Source organism: Stakelama portus, assembly GCF_003171655.1.
GTDB lineage: Bacteria > Pseudomonadota > Alphaproteobacteria > Sphingomonadales > Sphingomonadaceae > Sphingomonas > Sphingomonas portus.
In genome coordinates, this window is sequence record NZ_QFZL01000004.1 from 373,511 (window position 1) to 395,722 (window position 22,212).

Genomic DNA, 22,212 nt, shown 5'->3' on the forward strand with positions numbered 1-22,212 from the left:
GGCAAAATCGGGCGGAGTCCCGGACCCATTTCGAGGAGAGTGACATGCGCATCATCGATCACGTTATTGCCGGCCATTCGGGTGGCGCGGGTGGTCGCCAGTCGGATGTGTTCGATCCCAACACCGGCCAGGTTCAGGCAAAGGTCAATCTGGGCACCCAGGCCGATCTCGACGCCGCGGTCGCCAGGGCGCAGGAGGTTCAGCCCGGCTGGGCCGCGACCAATCCCCAGCGCCGCGCGCGGGTGATGTTCAAATTCAAGCAGCTGCTTGAAGAGAATATGCAGGAACTGGCCGAACTGCTCGCGTCCGAACATGGCAAGGTGGTCGAGGATGCGAAGGGCGATGTCCAGCGCGGGCTCGAAGTCATCGAATTCGCCTGCGGCATCCCGCATGTGCTGAAGGGCGAATATACCCAGGGCGCCGGTCCCGGTATCGACGTCTATTCGATGCGCCAGCCGCTCGGCATCGGCGCGGGCATCACGCCGTTCAACTTCCCGGCGATGATCCCGATGTGGATGTTCGGCATGGCGATCGCCTGCGGCAACGCCTTCATCCTCAAACCGTCCGAACGCGATCCCAGCGTTCCGGTACGCCTCGCCGAATTGTTCCTTGAAGCCGGCGCACCCGAAGGGCTGCTTCAGGTCGTCCATGGCGACAAGGAAATGGTCGACGCGATCCTCGATCACCCGGCGATCGGCGCGGTCAGCTTCGTCGGTTCGTCCGACATCGCCCATTATGTCTATAATCGCGGCGTCGCCAACGCGAAGCGCGTTCAGGCAATGGGCGGCGCGAAGAACCACGGCATCATCATGCCCGACGCCGATATGGATCAGGCAGTCAATGATCTGATCGGCGCGGCCTATGGTTCGGCGGGCGAACGCTGCATGGCGCTGCCGGTCGTCGTGCCGGTGGGGGAGAAGGCCGCAGAGGAACTGCGCGAACGGCTGGTCAAGGCCGTCAGCGGCCTGCGTCCCGGCGTATCGAGCGATCCCGACGCGCAATATGGCCCGGTGGTCACGGCGCAGCACAAGCAGCGCATCGAAAACTGGATTCAGACCGGTGTCGACGAAGGCGCCGAACTGGTGATCGACGGACGCGGCTTTTCGCTGCAGGGGCATGAGCAAGGCTTCTTTGTCGGCCCCAGCCTGTTCGATCATGTCACTCCCGAAATGTCCTCCTATCAGGAGGAAATCTTCGGCCCGGTGCTCCAGATCGTCCGCGCCAATTCGTTCGAGGAAGCGCTCGCGCTGCCCAGCAAGCATCAATATGGCAATGGCGTCGCGATCTTCACGCGCAACGGCCATGCCGCCCGCGAATTCGCGCACCGCGTCAATGTCGGCATGGTCGGCATCAACGTGCCGATCCCGGTGCCGGTCAGCTATCACAGCTTTGGCGGGTGGAAGCGTTCGGGCTTTGGCGACATGGACCAATATGGCATGGAAGGCCTGCGTTTCTGGACCAAGGCGAAGAAGATCACCCAGCGCTGGCCCGATGGCGGCGCCAGCGGCGACAGCGCGTTTATCATTCCGACGATGGGGTAATCGGGATGGGTGCGGGGCGTCAGCGGGTCTTTTCGGGCTCACCGCTCGAAACGCCCTTTGCCTATTGCCGTGCGGTGCGAACCGGCGACACGATCACCGTCGCCGGAACTGCCCCGATCGAGGACGATGGCAGCAATACGCCGGGGGATGCCGGGGTGCAGGCCGACCGCTGCTTTGCTATCATCCTGCGCGCCATCGAACAGCTTGGCGGCACGGGGGCCGATATTGTGCGCACGCGGATGTTCATCACCGATCCCGCTTATGCGGAGGCTGTCGGCGCGGCGCATGGCCGCTGGATGACGATCGCGCAACCTGCCGCAACGATGGTGGTGGTGTCGGCGCTGCTCCATCCCGACTGGAAGGTCGAGATCGAAGCCGATGCGGTGATCGGATCGGCCGGCTGATGCTGCGCGCGCTGATCCTCGCCGTCACGATGCTGCTGGCCGCTATTCCGGCGGCGGCACAGGACAAAAGGATCGCGCTCAGCTTCGACGACGTGCCGCGCGCGGCGGGCGCGTTTCTGACGCCCGATCAGCGCACTGTGCGGCTGATCGCCGCGCTGCATCGCGCGGGCGTCCGTCAGGCGGTTTTCTTCGTCAATCCCGGCAATATCGAAAAATCCGATGGCGGCGCGGATCGGATCGATGCCTATGTGGCGGCGGGCCATGTCATCGCCGATCACAGCTGGTCGCACCCGCATCTCAGCGCGATGACCGCCGAGGCCTATCTCGCCGATATCGACCGGGCGGAGGCATGGCTGAAGGGCCGTGAAGGCTATCGGCCCTGGTTCCGCTATCCGTTTCTCGATGAAGGGCAGGACGACAAGGCGAAACGCGACGCGGTGCGCGCGGGGCTGGCGGCGCGCGGCCTTGCCAATGGCTATGTCACTGCCGAAAGCTCCGACTGGTTCCTCGAACAGCTGACCCGGGAAGCGGTTGCCGACGGCAAGCCGATCGACATGGACGCGCTGCGCGACCTGTATGTCGAAAGCCATGTCGAGGCCGCCGAATTTTACTACGCACTCGCGCGCAGGACGCTGGGCCGATCGCCCGCGCAGGTGATGCTGCTCCACGAAACCGACATTGCCGCGCTGTTCATCGACGATCTGGTCGCTGCGCTGCGGGCAAGGGGCTGGACGATCGTCACTGCCGATCAGGCCTATGCCGATCCGATCGCAGTCGAGGCGACACGATATGACACGCCCTCGGCACAGGGCACGCTCACCGAAATGCTGGCATGGCAGGCCGGGCTGCCCGCGCCGCGCTGGTATGCGCGCAACAATATCAACCTCGCCCGCCGCCTGTTTGACGAGCGCGTGCTGCATCAGGCGGCTGCGCAGTGACGGTCCGCGCGCTGTTCCTGCTGCTGGCGCTGATCGCGCTGCTGTTGCCCGAACAGGTGACGCGGCGGCTGACGATCGATCAGGTGATGCCGCCGGCTGCCGCCAGCGACATGCCGACCAAGCGGATCGCGATCAGCTTCGACGATGCGCCGCGCGGCCCCGGTGCCTTCCTCAATCCCGACGAACGCCCGGCGATGCTGATCGCGGCGCTCAAAGGCGCGGGCGTCGATCAGGCAGCGTTTTTCGTCAATCCGGGGCGGATTTCGGCGGGCGACCGGCACGAAAAAGCAATCGACGCCTATGTCGCCGCCGGCCATGTCATCGCCGATCACAGCTTCACGCATCCGCGCCTGTCGGGCAGTTCGGCGGAAGCCTATCTCGCCAATATAGACCGTGCCGAAGCCTGGCTGAAGGATCGTCCCGGCTACCGCCCCTGGTTCCGCTACCCCTATCTCGACGAAGGCGGGCGCAACAAGGGCAAGCGCGATGCAGTGCGCGAAGGCCTGGTCGCGCGCGGGTTACGCGATGCCTATGTCACGGTCGACGGGTCGGACTGGCATATCGAGCAGCTCGCGGTCGACGCCGGCCGCGCCGGGCAGTTGATCGACATGGACGCGCTGCGCGACCTTTATGTCGAAACGCATGTCCTGTCGGCGGAATTCACCTATGATCTGACCGAACGGACGCTCGGCCGCCCGATTCCGCAAGTGATGCTGCTCCACGAAACCGATCTGGCGGCGCTGTTTATCGGCGATCTGGTGCAGGCATTGCGCGACAAGGGGTGGGAAATCGTCACGATGGACGCCGCCTATGCCGATCCGGTCTATGCGGAAAAGCCCGACACGCCGATGGCCGCCGGGACGCTCGTCGAAATGCTCGCCTGGGAACATAAGGTCACCGGTATGCGCTGGTTCGATCGCAACGAACAGGCAGTCGGCGCGCGGCTGTTCCGCACGCGCGTGCTGCATGAGGGCGAGGGACAAGAGTGACGCAGCGATTCTGGCTTCCGCTATTGCCGATACTGTTTCTCGCCGGATGCGGCGATGACAGCACGAGCGGCCCGGCGCCGATGCCGACGCAAAGCCCGCGCGATACGCAGCCGGGCCCCACGCCCGCCGCGTCCCCATCGCCGCGGCCGGCGCCGACGGCTTCGGCGACGCCCGACAACCCCGCCGGCACCATGCCCGCCGCCTATCGCGGCCTGTGGGCGGCCACGGCAGAGGATTGCGGCCCGGCCGGGCTCAGCCGCCTGCGCATCGAGGGGACAAAGCTTGTCTTTTACGAAACCGTCGGCGAGTTGCGCGGCATCGAACCCGTCAGCGCCGGCCGCTATCGCGTCACGCTCGATTTCACGGGCGAAGGCGACAGCTGGACCGACACGATGGAGCTTGCGCTCGACGGCAACAACCGGCTGCGGCGCGATCAACAGGGCCTCGACCCGATCGCCTATATCCGCTGCAAATAAAGAGAAACGAGGATGACCGGACAATTTGACCTGACCGAAGACCAGTGCGCGATCCAGGAAATGGCGCGGCGGTTCACGGCCGATGCCATCACCCCGCACGCGGCCGAATGGGACGAAAAACACATCTTCCCGCGCGACACGCTCAAGGCGGCGGCGCAACTGGGCTTTGCCTCCATCTATGTGTCCGAGGAATCGGGCGGCATCGGCCTTGGCCGTCTCGAAGCGGCGCTGATCATGGAGGCAATGGCCTATGGCTGTCCCTCGACCAGCGCGTTCATGTCGATCCACAATATGGCGAGCTGGATGATCGACCGGTTCGGCAGCCAGACAGTGAAGGACAAATATCTGCCCTCGCTGATCGGGATGGACCGGATCGCCAGCTATTGCCTGACCGAACCCGGTTCGGGGTCGGACGCGGCGGCGCTCAAGACGCGCGCAGTCCGCGACGGCGATCATTATGTCGTCACCGGCACCAAACAGTTCATTTCGGGCGGCGGTCAGAATGAAATCTATGCCGTGATGGTCCGCACCGGCGAGGACGGGCCCAGGGGCATCAGCTGCCTGATCCTCGAAAAGGACATGCCGGGCGTCAGCTTCGGCGCGAACGAGCGCAAGCTTGGCTGGCACTCGCAGCCCACCGCGCAGGTCATCCTCGAGGAAGTGCGCGTACCGGTCGAAAATCTGGTCGGCAGCGAAGGCGAGGGGTTCCGCATCGCGATGATGGGGCTCGATGGCGGCCGGCTCAATATCGGCGCCTGTTCGCTCGGCGGCGCGCAACGCTGCCTCGACGAAGCGATCGGCTATACCAAGGAACGCCAGCAGTTCGGCAAGGCGATCGCCGATTTCCAGAATACGCAGTTCACGCTGGCGGACATGGATACCGAGCTTCAGGCCGCCCGCGCGCTGCTCTACCTCGCGGCGGCAAAGGTCACCGAAAACGCGCCCGACAAGACGCGCTTTGCGGCGATGGCGAAGCGGTTTGCCACCGACACCGGATCGTCGGTGGTCGATCGCGCGCTCCAGCTCCATGGCGGCTATGGCTATCTGATGGACTATCCGATCGAACGGTTCTGGCGCGACCTGCGCGTCCATTCGATCCTCGAAGGCACCAATCAGGTGATGCGCATGATCGTCGGACGCGAACTGACGCGACAGTAACAGCCGGCACGGGCCCTTCGATACGGGCCTTCGCCGGGCTCAGTCCCTACTCAGGACGAACGGGAGTAGTGGCTGTATTCTCTCGATCCGTTCGTCCTGAGTAGCCGCTGAGCAAAGTCGAAGCGGCGTATCGAAGGAACCAGATGACCAACGACGTTCTCATCGAAACCACCGGCCGTATCGGCCGTATCCGCCTCAACCGGCCAAAGGCGCTCCACGCGCTCAACACCGATATGTGCGTGGCGATGGCGCAGGGGCTGCGCCAATGGCATGACGAAACGGCGATCGAAGCGGTGCTGATCGACCATGCCGAAGGACGCGGTTTCTGCGCGGGTGGCGATATCCGCATGATCGCGCAAAGCGGCGCGTCGGACGGTGCAAAGGCGCGCGAATTCTTCTTTGAGGAATATCGCATGAACCACGCGCTGTTCACTTATGTGAAGCCCGTGGTCGCGTTCATGGACGGAATCACCATGGGCGGCGGCGTCGGCATTTCGCTGCCCGCCCGATATCGGATCGCGACCGAAAATACCAAATTCGCAATGCCCGAAACCGGCATCGGCCTGTTCCCCGATGTCGGCGGCGGCTGGTATCTCTCGCGCCTGCCGGGGCGGATGGGGCAATATATCGCGCTGACCGGCCACCGGCTCGATGGCGCCGAATGCCTTGCGCTCGGCCTCGCCACGCATTTCGTGCCGTCGGAAAAGCTCGACGCGCTCAAGACGCGCATCGCCGAAACGCCGGGCGAGATCGAAGCGATCCTGACCGAATTTGCCGGCCCCGCGCCCGATGCCGCGATTCAGGCGCATGCCGCGGAGATCGCCCGGCTGTTCGCATCCGACAGGCTTGAAAACATATTCGCCGCACTCGAATCCGATGGCGGCGCATGGGCGACGAAGCAACTCGAAACGCTGCGCACCAAATCGCCACAGGCGATGAAGGTCAGCCTCAAATTGCTGCTCGACGGCGCTTCGATGCCGACATTCGAGGACGAGATGCGCCAGGAATATGCCGTCGCCACGCGCGTGTGCCAGCGCGCCGATTTCATCGAAGGCGTCCGTGCGGTGATTGTCGACAAGGACAATGCGCCGCGCTGGAACCCCGATACGCCGGAGGGCGTGACCGACCATCGTATCGACACGATTTTCGCGCCGCTGCCCGAGGATCAGGCATGGTCTCCGGCATGATCGCGGGCGAGGCTGTCCTACATGGTGTTTTTGTGCAAGGCCGACGCCGGTCGGAGCATTCTTCGCGCGCGCCAGCGCGGGTGCGCGCGCATGTCGTGGCGCGAACCGGTGCGAACTTTGCACGCAAAACCCAGGTTTTGGCACGGCGCAGGTTCGTGCGAATCGTCGCCCTTGCGAAGCCAGGGCTCCATGACTCTCTCCGCGTGAGAGAGCTTTGCGATTAGAGAAACAGGCTCCTGCCTGCGCAGGAGCGACGGAGGACAAATTGGCTAATTACGAAACGATCACGGTCGAACAGCGCGATGCGGTGACGCTTGTCACCCTCAACCGGCCCAAGGCGCTCAATGCGCTCAACAGCCAGATACTCGACGAACTGCTCGATGCGATGCGCGCCTTCGACGCCGATGCATCGCAGGGCTGCGCGGTCATCACCGGCAGCGAAAAGGCATTTGCCGCCGGCGCCGACATCAAGGAGATGCAGAGCCAGGGCTTTGCCGACATGTACGGCCATGATTTCTTCGCCGGCTGGGACGCCTTCACCCGCACGCGCAAGCCGATCATCGCGGCGGTCGCCGGCTATGCGCTGGGCGGCGGATGCGAACTGGCGATGATGTGCGACTTCATCCTGGCGGCGGACAGCGCCAAATTCGGCCAGCCGGAAATCAAGCTGGCGGTGTCGCCCGGGATGGGCGGGTCGCAACGGCTCACCCGCGCGGTCGGCAAGGCCAAGGCGATGGAAATGTGCCTGACCGGCCGGATGATGGACGTGCATGAGGCCGAACGTTCGGGTCTGGTCAGTCGCATCCTGCCCGCCGACGAACTGGTCGACGACGCGGTCAAGACCGCGGCGCTGATCGCGTCGATGGCGCCGCTCGCGGTCAAGGCGAACAAGGAAATGGTCAACGCCGCCTATGAAACCACGCTGGCCCAGGGCGTCCAGTTCGAACGCCGCCTGTTCCACGCGCTGTTCGGCACGCAGGATCAGAGCGAAGGCATGGCCGCGTTTGTGGAGAAGCGTCCGGGCGAGTGGACGGGAAAGTGAATTGTTTCCCTCTCCCCGCTGGGGGACAGGGATGCGAAGGCTTGGCAGCGTGCTGCCTAGCCGTAGCTGGGTGAGGGGAGCGCGGTCGAGATTCGAGCGCGCGGAGCAAGGCTCCGCTCATCCCCTCTCCAACCTTCGCTAGCCGGCAAAGCCGGCAAGCTACGATATCCTCTCCCCGTGCCGGGGCGAGGAAAGAGGAGTTTGAAATGGCACGCGTAGCATTTATCGGTCTGGGCAATATGGGCGGCGGCATGGCCGCGAACCTCGCAAAGGCGGGGCATGACGTCCATGCGTTCGACTTGTCGGCGGACGCGCTCGACGCCGCGAAAAAGGCCGGATGCCTGCCCGTCGCCAGTGCCGCCGAAGCGGTGAAGGGCGCCGAAGCCGTCATCACGATGCTGCCCGCGGGCAAACATGTCGAGGCGGTCTATACCGATGCGGTGTTCGACAATGCCGATGGCGGCGCGATCCTGATCGATTGCTCGACGATCGACGTCGAAACCGCGCGGCGGATCAACGATGCGGCGGCGGCCAAGGGGCTGACGGCGGTCGATGCGCCGGTTTCGGGCGGCATCGCGGCGGCAAATGCCGGCACGCTCACCTTCATGGTCGGCGGCAGCAAGGCGGGATTCGAACGCGCCGAACCCTTTCTGTCCGACATGGGCAAGGCAGTGATCCATGCCGGCGGCGCGGGTGCGGGACAGGCGGCAAAGGCGTGCAACAACATGCTGCTCGGCGCGACGATGGTGGCGACGTGCGAAGCCTTTCTGCTCGCGCAGAAGCTCGGGCTCGATCCGCAGAAATTCTATGACATCGCGTCGGTATCGTCGGGACAGAGCTGGTCGATGACCAGCTATTGCCCGGTGCCCGGCGCCGGCCCCGAAAGCCCCGCCGATCGCGATTATGCCCCCGGCTTTGCAACCGCGTTGATGCTCAAGGATCTCGGCCTCGCCATGGCGGCGGCGCAGAATGTCGGTGCCGATGTGCCGATGGGCACGCGCGCGCAGGAGCTGTACGCGCAATTCGCCGAAGCCGGGAATGCCGGCCTCGATTTTTCCGGCATCATCAGGATGCTTGAGCGCGGGAAATAGCCGATCCAGCGATCCTTTGCCCTGAACAGCCATTGCGCGTGTCGAAATGGCGTATCGAAGGGTCCTTCGATACGGCCCCCCGATACAGGCCTTCGCCAGGCTCAGTCCCTAGTCAGGACAAACGGGGCATGTCCGGCGCCCGAGCAACAATGTTAACCCTCTATTTGCCTTCTCGCGCAGATAGGGGAGGCGCATAACCCCGGCAAAGGAGCCCGATATGCGTCGCCTTTTGCCGCTCGTTGCCATTGCGCTCACTGCTCCCGCCGCTGCGCAGCAGGGGGGCGGCGCGCCGTTCGTCATCGAACAATCGGGACAGGGTTTCGCGACGCTCGACGACGCAGTCACAGCGATCGGCGACCGCGAAGCGACGATCCTGATCGCTCCGGGCGTCTATCATCAATGCACGGTGCAATCGGGCGGCAAGATCACGTTCCGCGCCCGCCAGCCCGGCACGGCTATTTTCGACGGCGAAACCTGTGAGGGCAAGGCGGCGTTCGTGCTGCGCGGGCGCGGATCGGTGGTCGACGGGATCGTGTTCCGCAACCTGCGCGTCGCCGATGGCAATGGCGCCGGGGTGCGCATCGAAACCGGCGACCTCTATGTCACCAATTCGATGTTCCTCGACAGCCAGGAAGGGATTCTTGGCGGCTATCACGATTCGATCCGCATGATCAGCATCGATCATTCGACTTTTGCCGGGCTTGGCCAGTGCGACGAGACGGTCGATTGCAGCCACTCCATCTATCTGGCGCTGCAACAGGGGGTGATTTCGATCACCAATTCGCGGTTCGAACGCGGCACCGGTGGTCATTATGTCAAGATCCGTGCGCCGCAGATCGTCGTTGCCGATTCCAGCTTTGACGACAGCGAGGGCCACAAGACCAATTACATGATCGACATGTCCGAAGGCGGCACCGGGCGGATCACCGGCAACACTTTCGTCCAGGGACCGGACAAGGAAAACTGGACCGCGCTGATCATGGTCGGTGCGGAGGCGCGGACCTATGGCTCGGCGGGACTGACCGTGGCGAACAACACCGCCACGCTGGCGCCGGGCGTGCAGAAAAGCCCGGCCTTCGTCGCTACCGCGGCACGCGATGCGGTGCGGCTCGAAAACAACCAGCTCGGCCCCGGCATCCGCCCGTTCGAGCAGCGCTAGGGCCGAGCCTCAAGGTCGGTCAGTTTGCCGGGCAGGTGCTGGCGGTACCGGCATCCAGATCGAGGCAGCGGCCGTCGATCTCGACCGGAACCGGCATGTGCAGCAGCCCCGCCAGCGTCGGCGCGATGTCGACGGTTTCGACCGACAGCGGCTGTTCGAAACTGGTCATGCCCTTGCGCCAGAACAGGATCGGCACGCGGCGGTCATAGTCCCAGAAGCTGCCATGGGTCGAAGCGCGGCCCGGACGCGGCGCTGCGATCGGCGAAACGCGCGGCTTGAGCGCGATGATGATCTCGCCCGAACGCTCGGTGTCATAGGAGGCGCGGGCACGCTCGATCATGCTCCAGTCCTCGGGCGGACCCGAAGGCGCCGGGGCGGCAAGGATTTCGTCGCGAGTGAATACCTCTGCGATATCAGGATCGGCCTTGAAATGGGCGATCGCGGCGGCGGCGAGCCGGTCGTGATCGGCCTGCGACAGGCTGGGATCGATCCAGTAATTGCCACTGTCGCCGCGGATGCTGCCTTCGGGCAGACCAACCGAAGCGGCGACGCCGGCGACCGGATCGCGGGTGATGCGATGCGCGTCGGGCATGCCCTGGATCTGCTGGCGCTCGGTGGCGTCGGTGCCGCCATGATCGGCGGTAAGGACGACGGCATAATCGACACCGGTCGAATCGAGCACTGCGAAGAGCTGGCCGAGCTGTTCGTCGAGCGACAGCAGCTGAAGGCACATCTCGCTGCCCTGCGTGCCATAGGCATGGCCGACATAATCGGTTGCCGACGCGCCGACGATCAGCAGGTCGGGCGCATCGCCCTGACCCAGTTTGAGCTCGGTGGCGAGCCCGGCGGCGGCGGCAGTGACGGCTTCGTCGAATTCGGGCGAGGCCTTGAACGCGCCCTTGTCGCCTGCCGCCCGGGCAAAGCGGCCATCGCCGATCGTGCCGTTGCCGACCGGAATCGCAACGGCGCGGGGACGGCAGAAATCGGGAAGCGGCAGCGCCGGCTCGGCAGTGGCGATGCGTTCGGCGACCGACGTGTTGATCCGCGTGATCGTGGCAGGTGCCTGACGACCGGCATAGCTGACAAAGCCGTCCTTGCCCCACCACCAGATCTGATCGGGATTGTGACCCGACATCATCACCGCGGCGCGATCCTTGCCCGCAACCGCGACGACACGCGAATCGGGGTTGGCGGCCTTCATCCATTCGCCCAGCGTCGAAACGCGCAGATGTTTGGGCGAAACGGTATAATCGTCCGAATTGGAGCCGGGGACGCTTTCGTCCTCGGCGCAATAAATCGTCTTGTCCTCGCGATCAGCGTTCAGATCGATCCAGTCATTGGCGATGATGCCGGTGCGCGCCGGGCGTGCGCCGGTCAGGATCGTCGAATGGCCGGGGCAGGTTTCGGTGGCGCTGTGGCTCTGATAGCCCGATGGGAAGACCGCGCCGCTGGCCATGCGGGCCAGCCCGAACCGGAATTGCGGGCGATATTCGGCGAAGAGATTGGCCGAGAACTGGTCGACCGAAATCACCACGATCAGCCTGGGCGGCGTTTCCGGCGAAGGCGCCTGTTGTGCAGCGAGCGGGGTGGTCACCAGCAGCGAGGCTGCTGCGGCCAGGGTGCGAAACAGACGCATCGGGAGTCTCCGGCATGACATTGGACGAGCACCGCTGCTAATGGGCGAACGGGTCGACTAGAGCAAGGACGCCAGATGCGGGCACGATATTGCGCCTTTATGACAATGATGCTGGTCCTGCTTGGGCTGATCGCTGCGCCCGCATCGGCGCAGGAGATCGAGCCGGGTCCGCATATCGCGATCGATCTGGTCGCCGAAACGCCCGATCCGCGCTCCGGCAGCGATGTGACGCTGGCCTTTGCATCCACGCCCAGGCCGGGCTGGCATGGCTATTGGCGCAACCCCGGCGATGCGGGGCTTGCCGCGCGGCTTGACTGGCAGCTGCCCGATGGCGTTAGCGTGGGGGAACTGCGCTATCCGGTTCCCGAGCGCCTGCTGATCGCCGGGCTGATGAACTATGTTTATGAAGCGCCGTTCGCCCAGTTGGTGACGCTGCACGTGCCCGATGGTCTGGCGCCGGGAACGCGCCTGCCGGTCGCGGTGAAGATGCAGTATCTGGTGTGCACGCTGTCGATCTGCGTTCCCGAAAGCGCTGCGCTTTCGACCGAACTCGTTGTCGGCGACGGTACCGTGGCGCCGGCGACGCGTGCGCGTTTCGACGCCTGGCGACAGAAACTCCCGAAAAAACTGGGTTCGCAGGCGACATGGCAGCGCGAGGGCGAACGAATTCGTATCGCGATCCCCTATCCCGCGGGCGCCGATCTGGGGGATGCCTATCTCTATCCGGTCACCGATCGGGCGATCGACTATGCCGCCGACCAGCATATTGTACGCGATGGCGACCGGCTGGTCGTCGAAACCGCTGCGATCGAACCGCAAGGCGATATCGAGGCGGTACTCGATACGGGTGACGGCGACGGGTTGGAGATTACCGCCGTGCCGGGCGTTGTCGCGCCGGCTGCGGCTAAGGGGGCCTCATCCTCCCCGGCTGCTGTCGGGTGGCAGGCCGCGTTGATCGCCTTTGCCGGCGCAGTGCTCGGCGGGCTGATCCTCAACGTCATGCCCTGTGTCTTTCCGATCCTCAGCCTCAAGGCGCTCAGCCTGGCAAAGGCTGGAGACGACGGCCATCGTCCGCGCGCCGAGGCGCTGGCCTATACTGCCGGCGTCGTGCTGGTGTGCGTCGCGCTGGGCGCTATCCTGTTGGGAGTCCGTGCCGCCGGTATAAGCGCGGGTTGGGCGTTTCAGCTGCAAAGTCCCGCCGTGATCCTGGTCCTGTTGCTGCTGGTCAGTGCCATCGCCTTCAATCTTGCCGGATTGTTCGAGCTGGCGACGCCGGGATTCGTCAATCGCGTTGGCGGCAACGGCACGGGCAGCGCCTTTGCCACCGGAGCGCTCGCGGCATTTGTCGCTACTCCCTGTACGGGGCCGTTCATGGGAGCGGCGCTGGGCGCGGCGCTGGTGCTGCCCTGGGCGGCGGGGATTGCCGTATTTGCCGGACTGGGTCTGGGCATCGCCTTGCCGTTCCTGCTGCTCGGCTTCGTCCCTGCGCTGCGTCGCATCCTGCCACGGCCCGGGCCATGGATGGAACGGATGCGGCGCCTATTGTCGATTCCCATGTTCCTGACCGCCGTCGCGCTCGCCTGGGTGTTGGGGCGTCAGACCGGCGCGAACGGCATGGCGCTGGGGCTGTTGGCGGCGCTGGCTTTCGTGCTGCTGCTATGGGTCGGCGGGCGCAGGCAGGCACAGGGGCGCGGTTTCGGGCTGTTCGCGCTGATTGCCTGTATCGCAGTCACCGTGATCGCCGTGGCTGCGATCGCCCACGTGCCTGCGGAGCGGTCTGCACCGGCGGAAGCAGCGGCGAATGCCGAACCTTTCAGCGAGGAACGGCTGGCCGAACTGCGTAGCGAGGGGCGCCCGGTATTCGCCTATTTCACCGCCGACTGGTGCCTGACGTGCAAGGTCAATGAAAAGGCCGTGATCGAAACCGCACCGGTGAATCAGGCTTTCGCCGACCGCGACGTCGCGGTGCTGGTCGGCGACTGGACCGATGGCGATCCGGTGCTTGGCCGCTTCATCGAGGCACATAATCGCGCCGGGGTGCCGCTTTACCTCTGGTATGCGCCGGACGGCAGCGATCCCGAAGTCCTGCCGCAAATATTGACCCAGGCGATGCTGCGCGAGCGATCCGAAGCGGCGGGGCAGGGCGGATAACGTCCCGACCGGCAGCGTTTCATCCGGTGCGCCTGCCCCCTTGTGCGGCGCAACAAAGTGGTTAGCATGGAACCGTAACGGCTTTCGATGCTTGGGAGATGGGATGGCGGCAGCAAAAGCGTTCGACGAAATCTGGGGGCATGGCGGGCCCGATGCTCCGCGTGCCGAATTCGCTGCGCTTGCCGAATGGATCGCATCGACACCCCCGGAAGAGCTTGCCCGGCGCCAGCAATCCGCTGAAGCGACCTTCCGCCAGCTGGGCATCACCTTCGCCGTGTACGGAGAAAGCGAGGCCGCCGAGCGGATCATCCCCTTCGATATCGTTCCCCGCGTCTTCCTGCCCGGCGAATGGAAGCGGCTTTCCGAAGGGCTGGTTCAGCGAGTCGACGCGATCAACGCCTTTCTCGAAGACATATATTCGGGCGATCAGCGGATCGTGAAAGAAGGGATCATCCCGCCCGAACTCATCTATCTCAACGAACAATTCCGCCCCGAAGTGAACGGCATCCGTCCGCCGCATGGCATCTGGGCGCATATCTGCGGAATCGATCTGGTCCGGACCGGCCCCGATGATTTCTTCGTGCTGGAGGACAATGCCCGCACGCCGTCGGGCGTTTCCTATATGCTCGAAAATCGCGAGGCGATGATCCGCCTCTGCCCCGAACTGTTCCGCGAATTCCGCGTGGCGGCGGTGGACAGCTATTCGGACCTGTTGCTCGAAACGATGCGGTCGGTGACGCCGGGGCCGGGCAAGTCGCGCCCGGTTTGCGTCGTGCTGACGCCAGGGCATTTCAACTCCGCTTATTATGAGCACAGCTTCCTGGCCGACTCGATGGGGATCGAACTGGTCGAGGCTGCGGATCTGGTCGTGGACGATGACATTGTCTGGATGCAGACAATCGCGGGCCGCGTGCAGGTGGATGTCATCTATCGCCGGATCGACGATGACTTTCTCGATCCGCTGACCTTCCGTCCGGATTCGCTATTGGGCGTGCCGGGACTGATATCGGCCTATCGCGCCGGGAATGTCGCGATCATCAATGCGCCGGGCAACGGCATCGCCGACGACAAGGCGATCTACAGCTATATGCCGGAGATCGTGCGCTTCTATTCGGGCGGCGAAGCCAAGCTGCCGAACGTCGAAACCTATCGCTGCCGCGAGCCCGATGCGCTGCAATATACGCTCGATAATCTCGATCAGCTGGTGGTGAAGCTTGTCGACGGGTCGGGCGGCTATGGCATGCTGGTCGGCCCGACCGCGACCAAAGAGATGATCGAGGCGTTCCGAGCCGCGCTGATCGCCGAGCCGCATCGCTATATCGCACAGCCGACGCTGGCGCTTTCGACGGTTCCGACGATGAGCGAAAAGGGCGTGGCGCCGCGCCATGTCGATTTCCGTCCCTTTGTCCTGACCGGCAGTCATGGCGTTCAGGTGGTGCCCGGCGGACTGACGCGGGTTGCATTGCGTGAAGGGTCGCTGGTCGTCAATTCGAGCCAGGGCGGCGGCACCAAGGACAGTTTCGTGCTGATGGAGGACGTGCCGCAGGGGCAGAGCCAGGGCGACGGCGGCATGCAGCAGACTCAGGTGGGTTCCTGATATGCTGATGCTCTCCCGCACCGCAGCGGCGCTGTACTGGCTTGGCCGTTATGTCGAACGCGCCGATTTTCAGGCCCGGCTGATCGAAGCCACGGTGCGGCTCGATGCGCTGTCGGCGCGTCCGGCGGGCGAAGCGGCATGGCGCAGTGCGCTGAGCGTGAGCTATACCGAAGAGGCGTTCGAAGCCACCGGCCAGGAAATGACGCAGGCCAATGTCGTCCGTTTCCTGACGCTGGACGAAGACAATCCCGGATCGATCGTCCGCTGCCTCGACATGGCGCGCAACAATGCCAAGGCGGTTCGCACCGCACTGACTCGCGAATCCTGGACCGCGATCAATCGCGCCTGGCTGTTGTTCCACAATCGCCGCAACCCCGGCGGCCCCACCGCCGTGCTCAACATGGTCGAATCGGTGAAGGCGGAAACCCGCGGATTCGAAGGCGCCGTGCGTCGGATGATGCACAATGAAGCGACTTGGCTGATTCAGCTGGGCGCCGCGATCGAACGTGCGGACAACACTGCGCGGCTGCTCGACGTCAAATATCACCTGCTGCTGCCCGAGGGCGAAGTGGTCGGGGGAACGATGGACCGCGATCAGTGGACCACCATCCTGCAGACGGTGTCCGCCGTCACTGCCTATCGCTGGCTTTACAGCGAGGGGCTGTCGTCGGCCAATGTCATCGATTTGCTGATATCCCGGTTTGAATTGCCGCGTTCGCTGGCCGCGTGCGTCGATGAAGTCGTGACGTTGCTCAGCCAGCTTGCGCGACGCACCGGGCTGCAGGGTGAGGCGGACCGGATGGCGCGGGCGCGGCTGATGCGGATACAGAAAACGCGGACATCGGACATCATCGTCGCCGGACTGCACGAATATCTGGGGGCGTTCATCAAGGAGAACGCATTGCTCGACAGTGCCATCGCCCGGCAGTTCCGGTTCATCTGATGCGGATCGCGATCGACCATCGGACGGCGTACCGCTTCACCGAGCCGCAGGCGCGGATCATTCAGATGCTGCGCATGCGGCCGTGCGACACGCGCACGCAGACCGTCATCGAATGGCGGGTCGATGTCGATTGCGACGCCCGGCTGCGGCGTTCGGAGGACGGTTTCGGCAACGAAGTCACGATGCTGTATGCCGAAGGCAGGATTGAGGCGCTGGAACTGCGCGTCACGGGCGAGGTGTTGACGCTGGAAAGCGATGGCATTGTCGCCGATGCTCCCGAACCGCTGCCACCGATGCTCTATCTGCGCGAGACGCCGCGTACGGCGCCCGGCGAGGTGCTGGCGAAATTCGCACGAGAGGCTGTGAGCGGCATCGAAGACAGGGTCGAGCGGCTGCGTCGGCTGAACACGGCGCTCCATGCGCGGTTCAAGGCTGCGCCTCCCACTCCCGATCAGGGTGAGACCGTGCAGGACAGTTTTCTGCGCAAGACGCTGACCCCGCGTGACCGTGCCCAGATTTTCGCCGCTGCGGCGCGATGCTGCGGCGTTCCGGCGCGTTATGTGTCCGGATATCGGCAGCGCGAAGGGAGCGCCTGTGCGCCGCATGCCTGGGCCGAGGCGCATGTTCCCGACCTTGGATGGCTGTCTTTCGATCCCGAAGCGGGCGCGATTGCCGATGAGAGCTATGTTCGCGTTGCGGTCGCGCTCGATGCCACGGGAGCAGCGCCGATTTCCGGCCAGCGCGTCGGCGCGGGCGACGAGGAACTCGATGTCGATGTCCAGGTCGAGCAGCTCGGCGCGGAGAGCTAGGCCAGCGCGCTACACGAGTTCGCGGATGCGTTCGAGCGGTCGGGTCGGCTGGAACGCCGCTTCATCCTCCAGCAGTGCCCAGCCATTGGGGCCCAGCACTTCCATCGGGCGGAACCGCGTCTTGTACGCCATCCGTTCGGACCCCTTCACCCAATAGCCGAGATAGACATAGGGCAGATCCGCGGCGCGCGAGCGCAGGATGTGGTCCATGATGATGAAATTGCCCATACCGGGGCGGCTTTCGTCATCGGCGGCGAAGAAGCTGTAGATCATCGACAGCCCGTCGGCCTGCTGATCGGTCAGGCACGCTCCGACCAGGCGGCCGCGTGCGCCGTCAACCGACGGTTCGCGATATTCGATGACATAGCTGCTGACCGGCGATTGTTCGACCATGTCGGCATAGTCATTCTCGTCCATCGTCGCCATGCCGCCGCCGGGATGGCGCGCCGCCAGATAGCGGTGGAGCAGCGCATATTGTTCTTCGGTCGCCCAGGGCTTGCACGCCGTGACTTCAAGATCGGCATGGCGGCGCAGCAATTTGCGCATCGTGCTGTTGGGCTGAAACTGATCGGCGACGACGCGCACCGAAACGCAAGCGGCGCATCCTGCACAGCTGGGGCGATAGGCGACCGACTGGCTGCGGCGGAATCCGATCCGGCCGAGCGCGTCGTTGAGCTCGGAAGCGTGCGGCCCCGACAGCTCGGTGAAGATCTTCCGTTCCTGCCGGCCCGGCAGATAGGGGCACGGCGACGGACTGGTAACGAAAAAACGCGGGAATCGGGAAAGTGCAGTCACCCTTTTACGCCCCCCTGCCTCGATCTGAATTCTCGACGATGCAAGGGACTATGAAGGGCCGCGGCCATGATGAAAAGCCGATTTACCATGAAAGAAAGTTAACATCGGGTTGAGGTCGAAAAAGTCTTGGCAAGACCCCTCCGCGCCCTCGCGCCGGACCGCGCGTGGCGAGTCGGCATTCGGGAATCCGAACGATTCCAGCGCAATGCGGAACCGGTGTCGGACACTTGCCGGATCGGTGTGGATTGTAACGCGAGAGACGACTCGTGCGAACCGGGCGACGACTCGTTTCGTCGCACGCCCGATTCGCTTCGTCACATTGGCGAGTCGCGCAGGTAAGGGTTTACCGGCGATTCACGCCAGTTCGACCTGCGTCACTTCATATTGCGCGCGACGCAGCGCCGTCATCAGCCGGTCGAGGTGATTGCGGTCGCGGGTTTCGCATTCGATGTCGGTGATCAGACCCTTGGCGGGCAGCGACGTGAACACGCGCTGATGATAGACTTCGATGATGTTGACGCCCTGTTCGTGGAAGATGCGCGCGACATGATAGAGCGCACCGGGGCGATCCTGCAGCCGGATGCGCAGCCGCGCGAGCCGACCCGAGCGGGCGAGATCGCGCAGCAGCACATTGGCGAGCAGCCGGGTGTCGATATTGCCGCCGCACAATATGGTGCCGACCGTCTTGCCGCGGAAGCGTTCGGGTTCTGACAGCATTGCGGCGAGACCGGCGGCGCCGGCGCCTTCGACCACGGTTTTTTCGATCTGGAGCAGCAGGCTGACCGCTTCCTCCAGTTTGCGTTCGCCGACCAGCACGATGTCGTCGACCAGCGCCTCGACAAATTGCGAAGTGATCTTGCCGGGTTCCTTGACCGCGATGCCTTCGGCGAGCGTGTCGCCGCCGCAGGGCATGTCGGTATGGTTGATCCGGTTGTACATCGACGGGAACAGTTCGGCCTCCACGCCGATCACTTCGATCGACGGGTTGATCGTCTTGGCGACGGTTGCGATGCCCGAGATCAGGCCGCCGCCGCCCAGCGGCACGATCAGCGTGTCGAGACCGGGAATATCCTCGAGCATTTCGAGCCCCACCGTCCCCTGACCGGCGATAACCCGCGGATCATCGAACGGGTGGACGAAACTATATCCATTCTCCGCTTCCAGCTCGCGCGAATGGGCATAGGCCGCATCATAGGTTTCGCCTTCGAGGACAACGGTGGCGCCGTGCCCCTCGGTCTGGGTCACCTTCACGATCGGAGTCGATTTGGGCATGACGATGATCGAGGGAATGCCCAGCCGCGTGGCGTGATAGGCAAGGCCCTGCGCATGATTGCCCGCCGATGCGGCGATCACGCCCTTCGAGCGCGCTTCCTCGTCGAGCTGCAGCAGCGTGTTGAGCGCGCCGCGTTCCTTGTACGCTGCAGTGAACTGCAGATTTTCGAACTTCAGCCAGACATTGGCGCCGGTAAGGTTCGACAGCGTCAGGCTGTGCAGCGTCGGGGTGCGGACCACCGAACCCTTGATGCGCTCGCGCGCGGCCTTGACGTCGTCGAGCGAGACGGGAAGCGCCTTGCTTCCCTGCGGAACTGCTTTTGTTGCCATGGGCGGCCCGTAGCCCATCTCGCGCGGCGGGGGAACATGGCTTGTTCCGCCACGATCACCGCGCCCGAACGCATCCTTCCGATGGGACAGGTTTCTGTCGATCCCGCCTAGTGCGACGGCGAATGCGCCCCTAATGATGCCGCCATGGCAAAGCTGGCATTTATCGGAATGGGTGTCATGGGCGCGCCGATGGCGGGGCATCTCGTCGCGGCGGGGCATGACGTTACGGTCTATAATCGGTCGCGCGGAAAGTCCGACGCATGGGCGGCGCGCTATGGCGGCAGCGTTGCCGATACGCCGGCGCAAGCGGCGGACGGATGCGACGCGGTGCTCGCCTGTGTCGGCACTGACGATGATCTGGCGGAAGTGACGCTGGGCGCCGATGGCGCGTTTGCCGCGATGGCGCCGGGCAGCCTGTTTGTCGATCACACCACGGTTTCGGCCGCGATTGCGCGGCGGCTGGCGGAGGAAGGCGGGGCGAAGAGCCTGCACATCGTCGACGCGCCGGTTTCGGGCGGTCAGGCGGGCGCCGAAAACGGCAAGCTTTCGATCATGTGCGGCGGCAGCGCCGAAGCGATGGCGAAGGCCGAGCCGATCATGGCCGCCTATGCGCTGCGCATCGTCCATTGCGGCGAAGCGGGTGCGGGCCAGACCACCAAGATGTGCAACCAGATCGCGATTGCCGGCGTGTTGCAGGGCCTGTCCGAATCGCTGCGCTTCGCGCAGGCGAGCGACCTCGATCTCGACAAAGTGTTCGAAGCGATTTCGGGCGGCGCGGCGCAAAGCTGGCAGATGAACAATCGCTGGGCCACGATGGCGAAGGACGAATTCGATTTCGGCTTCGCGATCGACTGGATGCGCAAGGATCTGGGCCTTGCGCTTGACGAGGCGAAGCGCAACGGCGCGACGCTGCCGATGACGGCTCTGGTCGATCAATTCTATGCCGAGGTGCAGGCAATGGGCGGCGGGCGCCAGGATACGAGCGCGCTGGTGCGGAGGATAAAGCGTTGAAATTTCTGAGTAAGCTGCTGCTGGCGCTCGCGGCACTGATGATGCCGGTTTCGGCCTTTGCCGACGGCATCATCTATAACGTCAACGGCATGACGCTCGACGAGGACGGCCGCGTCGTGCGGTTCAATGCGATGATCGTCGGTTCCGACGGACGCGTGGTGAAGATTTTCAACATGGGGCGTCGCGACCGCCTGCCCGAAGGGATGGAGTGGCGCGCCGATATGGAAGGGCGCACGCTGCTGCCCGGCATGATCGATGCGCATGGCCATGTCATGGGGCTTGGGTTCCAGCTGTCGCATCTCGACCTGGTCGGCACGCAAAGCCTGTCCGAAGCGCAGGCGAAGATCGCGCAATGGGGTGCGGACAACAGCGCCAAATGGATTGTCGGCGGCGGATGGAATCAGGAAATCTGGGGCCTGGGCCGGTTTCCGACCGCGCAGGAACTCGATGCCGTCACCGGCGACCGGCCGACGGTGCTCGAACGCGTCGATGGCCATGCGATGTGGGTCAACAGCGCGGCATTGGAAGCCGCGGGCATCACCAGGGATACGCCCGATCCCGCAGGTGGGCGGATCGAACGCGACGCAGCGGGCAATCCCAGCGGCGTGTTGGTCGATGCGGCGATGGCGCTGGTGTCGGGCAAGGTGCCCCAGCCGACGCCGCGCGAAGCCAACGCGGCCTTTCTGGCCGCACAGCGCTATCTGCTGACGCAGGGCGTGACGGCGACTGCCGATATGGGAACGACGGTCGATGACTGGCTGCTGTATCGCCGGATGGGCGATCTGGGACTGCTCGACATCCGCATCATGTCCTATGGCAGCGGTGTCGAAACCGCGCTGGCGGTGGGCGGGCAGGGGCCGACGCCCTGGCTGTATCGCGACCGGCTGCGGATGGGCGGAATCAAGCTCTATGCCGATGGCGCGCTGGGGTCGCGCGGTGCCTGGCTGAAGGCCGATTATGCCGACGCGCCGGGGCAGCGCGGGCTGGGTTTCCTGAGCGACGATCAGCTGGGCAATTTGATGGTGCGCGGCGCGATGGACAATTTCCAGATCGCGGTTCACGCGATCGGCGATCGCGCCAATCAGCAGGTTCTGGACGTGATCGACGAGCTGTCGGACACCTATGATGGCGATCGCCGCTGGCGGATCGAACATGCCCAGATCGTCGATCCGGCCGATCTGCCGCGGTTCGGCAAGCATGGCATCATTGCGTCGATGCAGCCGGTGCACCAGACGAGCGACATGCATATGGCCGAGGCGCGGCTGGGGCCCGATCGCCTGGCCGGTGCCTATGCCTGGAAATCGATGCTGGAAAACGGCGCGACGCTGGCCTTCGGGTCGGATTTCCCGGTCGAAGCGCCGCAACCCTTTGTCGGCTGGGCAGTCGCCGTGTCGCGGCAGGACGCCGACATGCTGCCGTTCGGCGGGTGGCAGCCGCAACAGATCATCACCCGCGAACAGGCCTGGGCCGCCTATACGATCGGTGCCGCCTATGCCGGTTTCGCCGAGGACAAGTTCGGCCGGCTGGCGCCGGGGCTGCGCGCCGATTTCATCATCGTCGATCGCGACCCGCTCAATGTATCGACCAGCCAGCTGCGCGGAACGCGCGTGCTGGAAACCTGGATCGATGGCCAGCGGGTGTGGAAAGCGGGCGAGGAAGCCGCGGAATAGAGTCGCAAGGAAA

19 protein-coding genes are annotated in these 22,212 nt (G+C 64.5%); 16 read left to right on the forward strand and 3 right to left on the reverse strand.

Annotated elements, in window-relative coordinates; translation table 11 throughout:
- Positions 1 to 44 precede the first annotated feature (44 nt).
- The 10 genes from DKB74_RS13270 to DKB74_RS13315 all read left to right on the forward strand — a co-directional run bounded on the left by DKB74_RS13270 (position 45) and on the right by DKB74_RS13315 (position 9,985).
- A complete protein-coding gene (locus DKB74_RS13270; protein ID WP_109808627.1) occupies positions 45 to 1,541 on the forward strand; it encodes a CoA-acylating methylmalonate-semialdehyde dehydrogenase in 1,497 nt (498 codons plus the stop codon).
- Positions 1,542 to 1,546: 5 nt separating this feature from the next.
- Positions 1,547 to 1,945, forward strand: a complete 399-nt coding sequence (locus tag DKB74_RS13275; RefSeq protein ID WP_109808628.1) for a RidA family protein — start codon at positions 1,547 to 1,549, stop codon at positions 1,943 to 1,945.
- On the forward strand, positions 1,945 to 2,883 hold the full coding sequence (locus DKB74_RS13280) for a polysaccharide deacetylase family protein (RefSeq protein ID WP_109808629.1): 939 nt from the start codon (positions 1,945 to 1,947) through the stop codon (positions 2,881 to 2,883). The genes DKB74_RS13275 and DKB74_RS13280 overlap by 1 nt, the downstream gene beginning before the upstream one ends.
- Positions 2,880 to 3,872: a polysaccharide deacetylase family protein gene (locus tag DKB74_RS13285; RefSeq protein WP_239987516.1), complete on the forward strand. Its 993-nt coding sequence runs from the start codon at positions 2,880 to 2,882 to the stop codon at positions 3,870 to 3,872. Before DKB74_RS13280 ends, DKB74_RS13285 begins: the two co-directional genes overlap by 4 nt.
- On the forward strand, positions 3,869 to 4,348 hold the full coding sequence (locus DKB74_RS13290; protein WP_145960999.1) for a hypothetical protein: 480 nt from the start codon (positions 3,869 to 3,871) through the stop codon (positions 4,346 to 4,348). The genes DKB74_RS13285 and DKB74_RS13290 overlap by 4 nt, the downstream gene beginning before the upstream one ends.
- 12 nt (positions 4,349 to 4,360) lie before the next feature.
- On the forward strand, positions 4,361 to 5,506 hold the full coding sequence (locus DKB74_RS13295) for an acyl-CoA dehydrogenase family protein (RefSeq protein ID WP_109808631.1): 1,146 nt from the start codon (positions 4,361 to 4,363) through the stop codon (positions 5,504 to 5,506).
- A 143-nt stretch (positions 5,507 to 5,649) separates the two neighbouring features.
- Positions 5,650 to 6,693: an enoyl-CoA hydratase/isomerase family protein gene (locus DKB74_RS13300; protein ID WP_109808632.1), complete on the forward strand. Its 1,044-nt coding sequence runs from the start codon at positions 5,650 to 5,652 to the stop codon at positions 6,691 to 6,693.
- Between the two features lie 265 nt (positions 6,694 to 6,958).
- Positions 6,959 to 7,735: an enoyl-CoA hydratase gene (locus DKB74_RS13305; RefSeq protein WP_109808633.1), complete on the forward strand. Its 777-nt coding sequence runs from the start codon at positions 6,959 to 6,961 to the stop codon at positions 7,733 to 7,735.
- A gap of 119 nt (positions 7,736 to 7,854) precedes the next feature.
- The gene (mmsB, locus tag DKB74_RS13310) at positions 7,855 to 8,826 is read left to right on the forward strand and encodes a 3-hydroxyisobutyrate dehydrogenase (RefSeq protein ID WP_275658172.1); all 972 of its coding nucleotides are present in this window, start codon (positions 7,855 to 7,857) and stop codon (positions 8,824 to 8,826) included.
- A gap of 217 nt (positions 8,827 to 9,043) precedes the next feature.
- Complete coding sequence (locus DKB74_RS13315; protein ID WP_109808635.1) at positions 9,044 to 9,985, forward strand: polysaccharide lyase domain-containing protein; 942 nt, start codon at positions 9,044 to 9,046, stop codon at positions 9,983 to 9,985.
- A gap of 19 nt (positions 9,986 to 10,004) precedes the next feature.
- Here DKB74_RS13315 and DKB74_RS13320 read toward each other — a convergent pair whose 3' ends face one another.
- A complete protein-coding gene (locus tag DKB74_RS13320) occupies positions 10,005 to 11,621 on the reverse strand; it encodes an alkaline phosphatase family protein (RefSeq protein ID WP_193504461.1) in 1,617 nt (538 codons plus the stop codon).
- Between the two features lie 99 nt (positions 11,622 to 11,720).
- On the opposite strand from DKB74_RS13320, the gene DKB74_RS13325 reads away from it, so the two are divergent.
- The 4 genes from DKB74_RS13325 to DKB74_RS13340 all read left to right on the forward strand — a co-directional run bounded on the left by DKB74_RS13325 (position 11,721) and on the right by DKB74_RS13340 (position 17,121).
- Positions 11,721 to 13,772, forward strand: a complete 2,052-nt coding sequence (locus tag DKB74_RS13325; protein ID WP_420822416.1) for a protein-disulfide reductase DsbD family protein — start codon at positions 11,721 to 11,723, stop codon at positions 13,770 to 13,772.
- A 103-nt stretch (positions 13,773 to 13,875) separates the two neighbouring features.
- Complete coding sequence (locus DKB74_RS13330; RefSeq protein WP_109808637.1) at positions 13,876 to 15,369, forward strand: circularly permuted type 2 ATP-grasp protein; 1,494 nt, start codon at positions 13,876 to 13,878, stop codon at positions 15,367 to 15,369.
- A 7-nt stretch (positions 15,370 to 15,376) separates the two neighbouring features.
- Positions 15,377 to 16,312, forward strand: coding sequence for an alpha-E domain-containing protein (locus DKB74_RS13335; protein WP_193504467.1), 936 nt, complete (start codon positions 15,377 to 15,379; stop codon positions 16,310 to 16,312).
- Complete coding sequence (locus tag DKB74_RS13340) at positions 16,312 to 17,121, forward strand: transglutaminase family protein (protein ID WP_109808639.1); 810 nt, start codon at positions 16,312 to 16,314, stop codon at positions 17,119 to 17,121. The genes DKB74_RS13335 and DKB74_RS13340 overlap by 1 nt, the downstream gene beginning before the upstream one ends.
- A gap of 9 nt (positions 17,122 to 17,130) precedes the next feature.
- Here the strand turns inward: DKB74_RS13340 and DKB74_RS13345 are convergent, their stop codons facing one another.
- Together DKB74_RS13345 and DKB74_RS13350 are read right to left on the reverse strand one after the other, a co-directional pair.
- A complete protein-coding gene (locus tag DKB74_RS13345) occupies positions 17,131 to 17,916 on the reverse strand; it encodes an arginyltransferase (RefSeq protein ID WP_109808640.1) in 786 nt (261 codons plus the stop codon).
- A gap of 354 nt (positions 17,917 to 18,270) precedes the next feature.
- Complete coding sequence (locus DKB74_RS13350; RefSeq protein WP_109808641.1) at positions 18,271 to 19,518, reverse strand: threonine ammonia-lyase; 1,248 nt, start codon at positions 19,516 to 19,518, stop codon at positions 18,271 to 18,273.
- 144 nt (positions 19,519 to 19,662) lie between these two features.
- Here DKB74_RS13350 and DKB74_RS13355 point away from each other — a divergent pair, with 144 nt between their 5' ends.
- A complete protein-coding gene (locus DKB74_RS13355) occupies positions 19,663 to 20,529 on the forward strand; it encodes an NAD(P)-dependent oxidoreductase (protein ID WP_109808642.1) in 867 nt (288 codons plus the stop codon).
- 38 nt (positions 20,530 to 20,567) lie between these two features.
- Entirely contained in the window at positions 20,568 to 22,199 is a 1,632-nt protein-coding gene (locus tag DKB74_RS13360; protein WP_109808828.1) for an amidohydrolase, read from the forward strand.
- Positions 22,200 to 22,212: the final 13 nt, after the last annotated feature.

Bases quoted from the DNA above. Each gene is read 5' to 3' on its own strand.
- DKB74_RS13270 (WP_109808627.1), top strand. From the start codon at position 45: ATGCGCATCATCGATCACGTTATTGCCGGCCATTCGGGTGGCGCGGGT.
- DKB74_RS13335 (WP_193504467.1), top strand. From the start codon at position 15,377: ATGCTCTCCCGCACCGCAGCGGCGCTGTACTGGCTTGGCCGTTATGTC.
- DKB74_RS13360 (WP_109808828.1), top strand. From the start codon at position 20,568: ATGATGCCGGTTTCGGCCTTTGCCGACGGCATCATCTATAACGTCAAC.
- DKB74_RS13315 (WP_109808635.1), top strand. From the start codon at position 9,044: ATGCGTCGCCTTTTGCCGCTCGTTGCCATTGCGCTCACTGCTCCCGCC.
- DKB74_RS13340 (WP_109808639.1), top strand. From the start codon at position 16,312: ATGCGGATCGCGATCGACCATCGGACGGCGTACCGCTTCACCGAGCCG.
- DKB74_RS13295 (WP_109808631.1), top strand. From the start codon at position 4,361: ATGACCGGACAATTTGACCTGACCGAAGACCAGTGCGCGATCCAGGAA.
- DKB74_RS13355 (WP_109808642.1), top strand. From the start codon at position 19,663: ATGGCAAAGCTGGCATTTATCGGAATGGGTGTCATGGGCGCGCCGATG.
- DKB74_RS13325 (WP_420822416.1), top strand. From the start codon at position 11,721: ATGACAATGATGCTGGTCCTGCTTGGGCTGATCGCTGCGCCCGCATCG.
- DKB74_RS13330 (WP_109808637.1), top strand. From the start codon at position 13,876: ATGGCGGCAGCAAAAGCGTTCGACGAAATCTGGGGGCATGGCGGGCCC.
- DKB74_RS13350 (WP_109808641.1), bottom strand. From the start codon at position 19,518: ATGGCAACAAAAGCAGTTCCGCAGGGAAGCAAGGCGCTTCCCGTCTCG.
- DKB74_RS13280 (WP_109808629.1), top strand. From the start codon at position 1,945: ATGCTGCGCGCGCTGATCCTCGCCGTCACGATGCTGCTGGCCGCTATT.
- DKB74_RS13275 (WP_109808628.1), top strand. From the start codon at position 1,547: ATGGGTGCGGGGCGTCAGCGGGTCTTTTCGGGCTCACCGCTCGAAACG.
- DKB74_RS13300 (WP_109808632.1), top strand. From the start codon at position 5,650: ATGACCAACGACGTTCTCATCGAAACCACCGGCCGTATCGGCCGTATC.
- DKB74_RS13320 (WP_193504461.1), bottom strand. From the start codon at position 11,621: ATGCGTCTGTTTCGCACCCTGGCCGCAGCAGCCTCGCTGCTGGTGACC.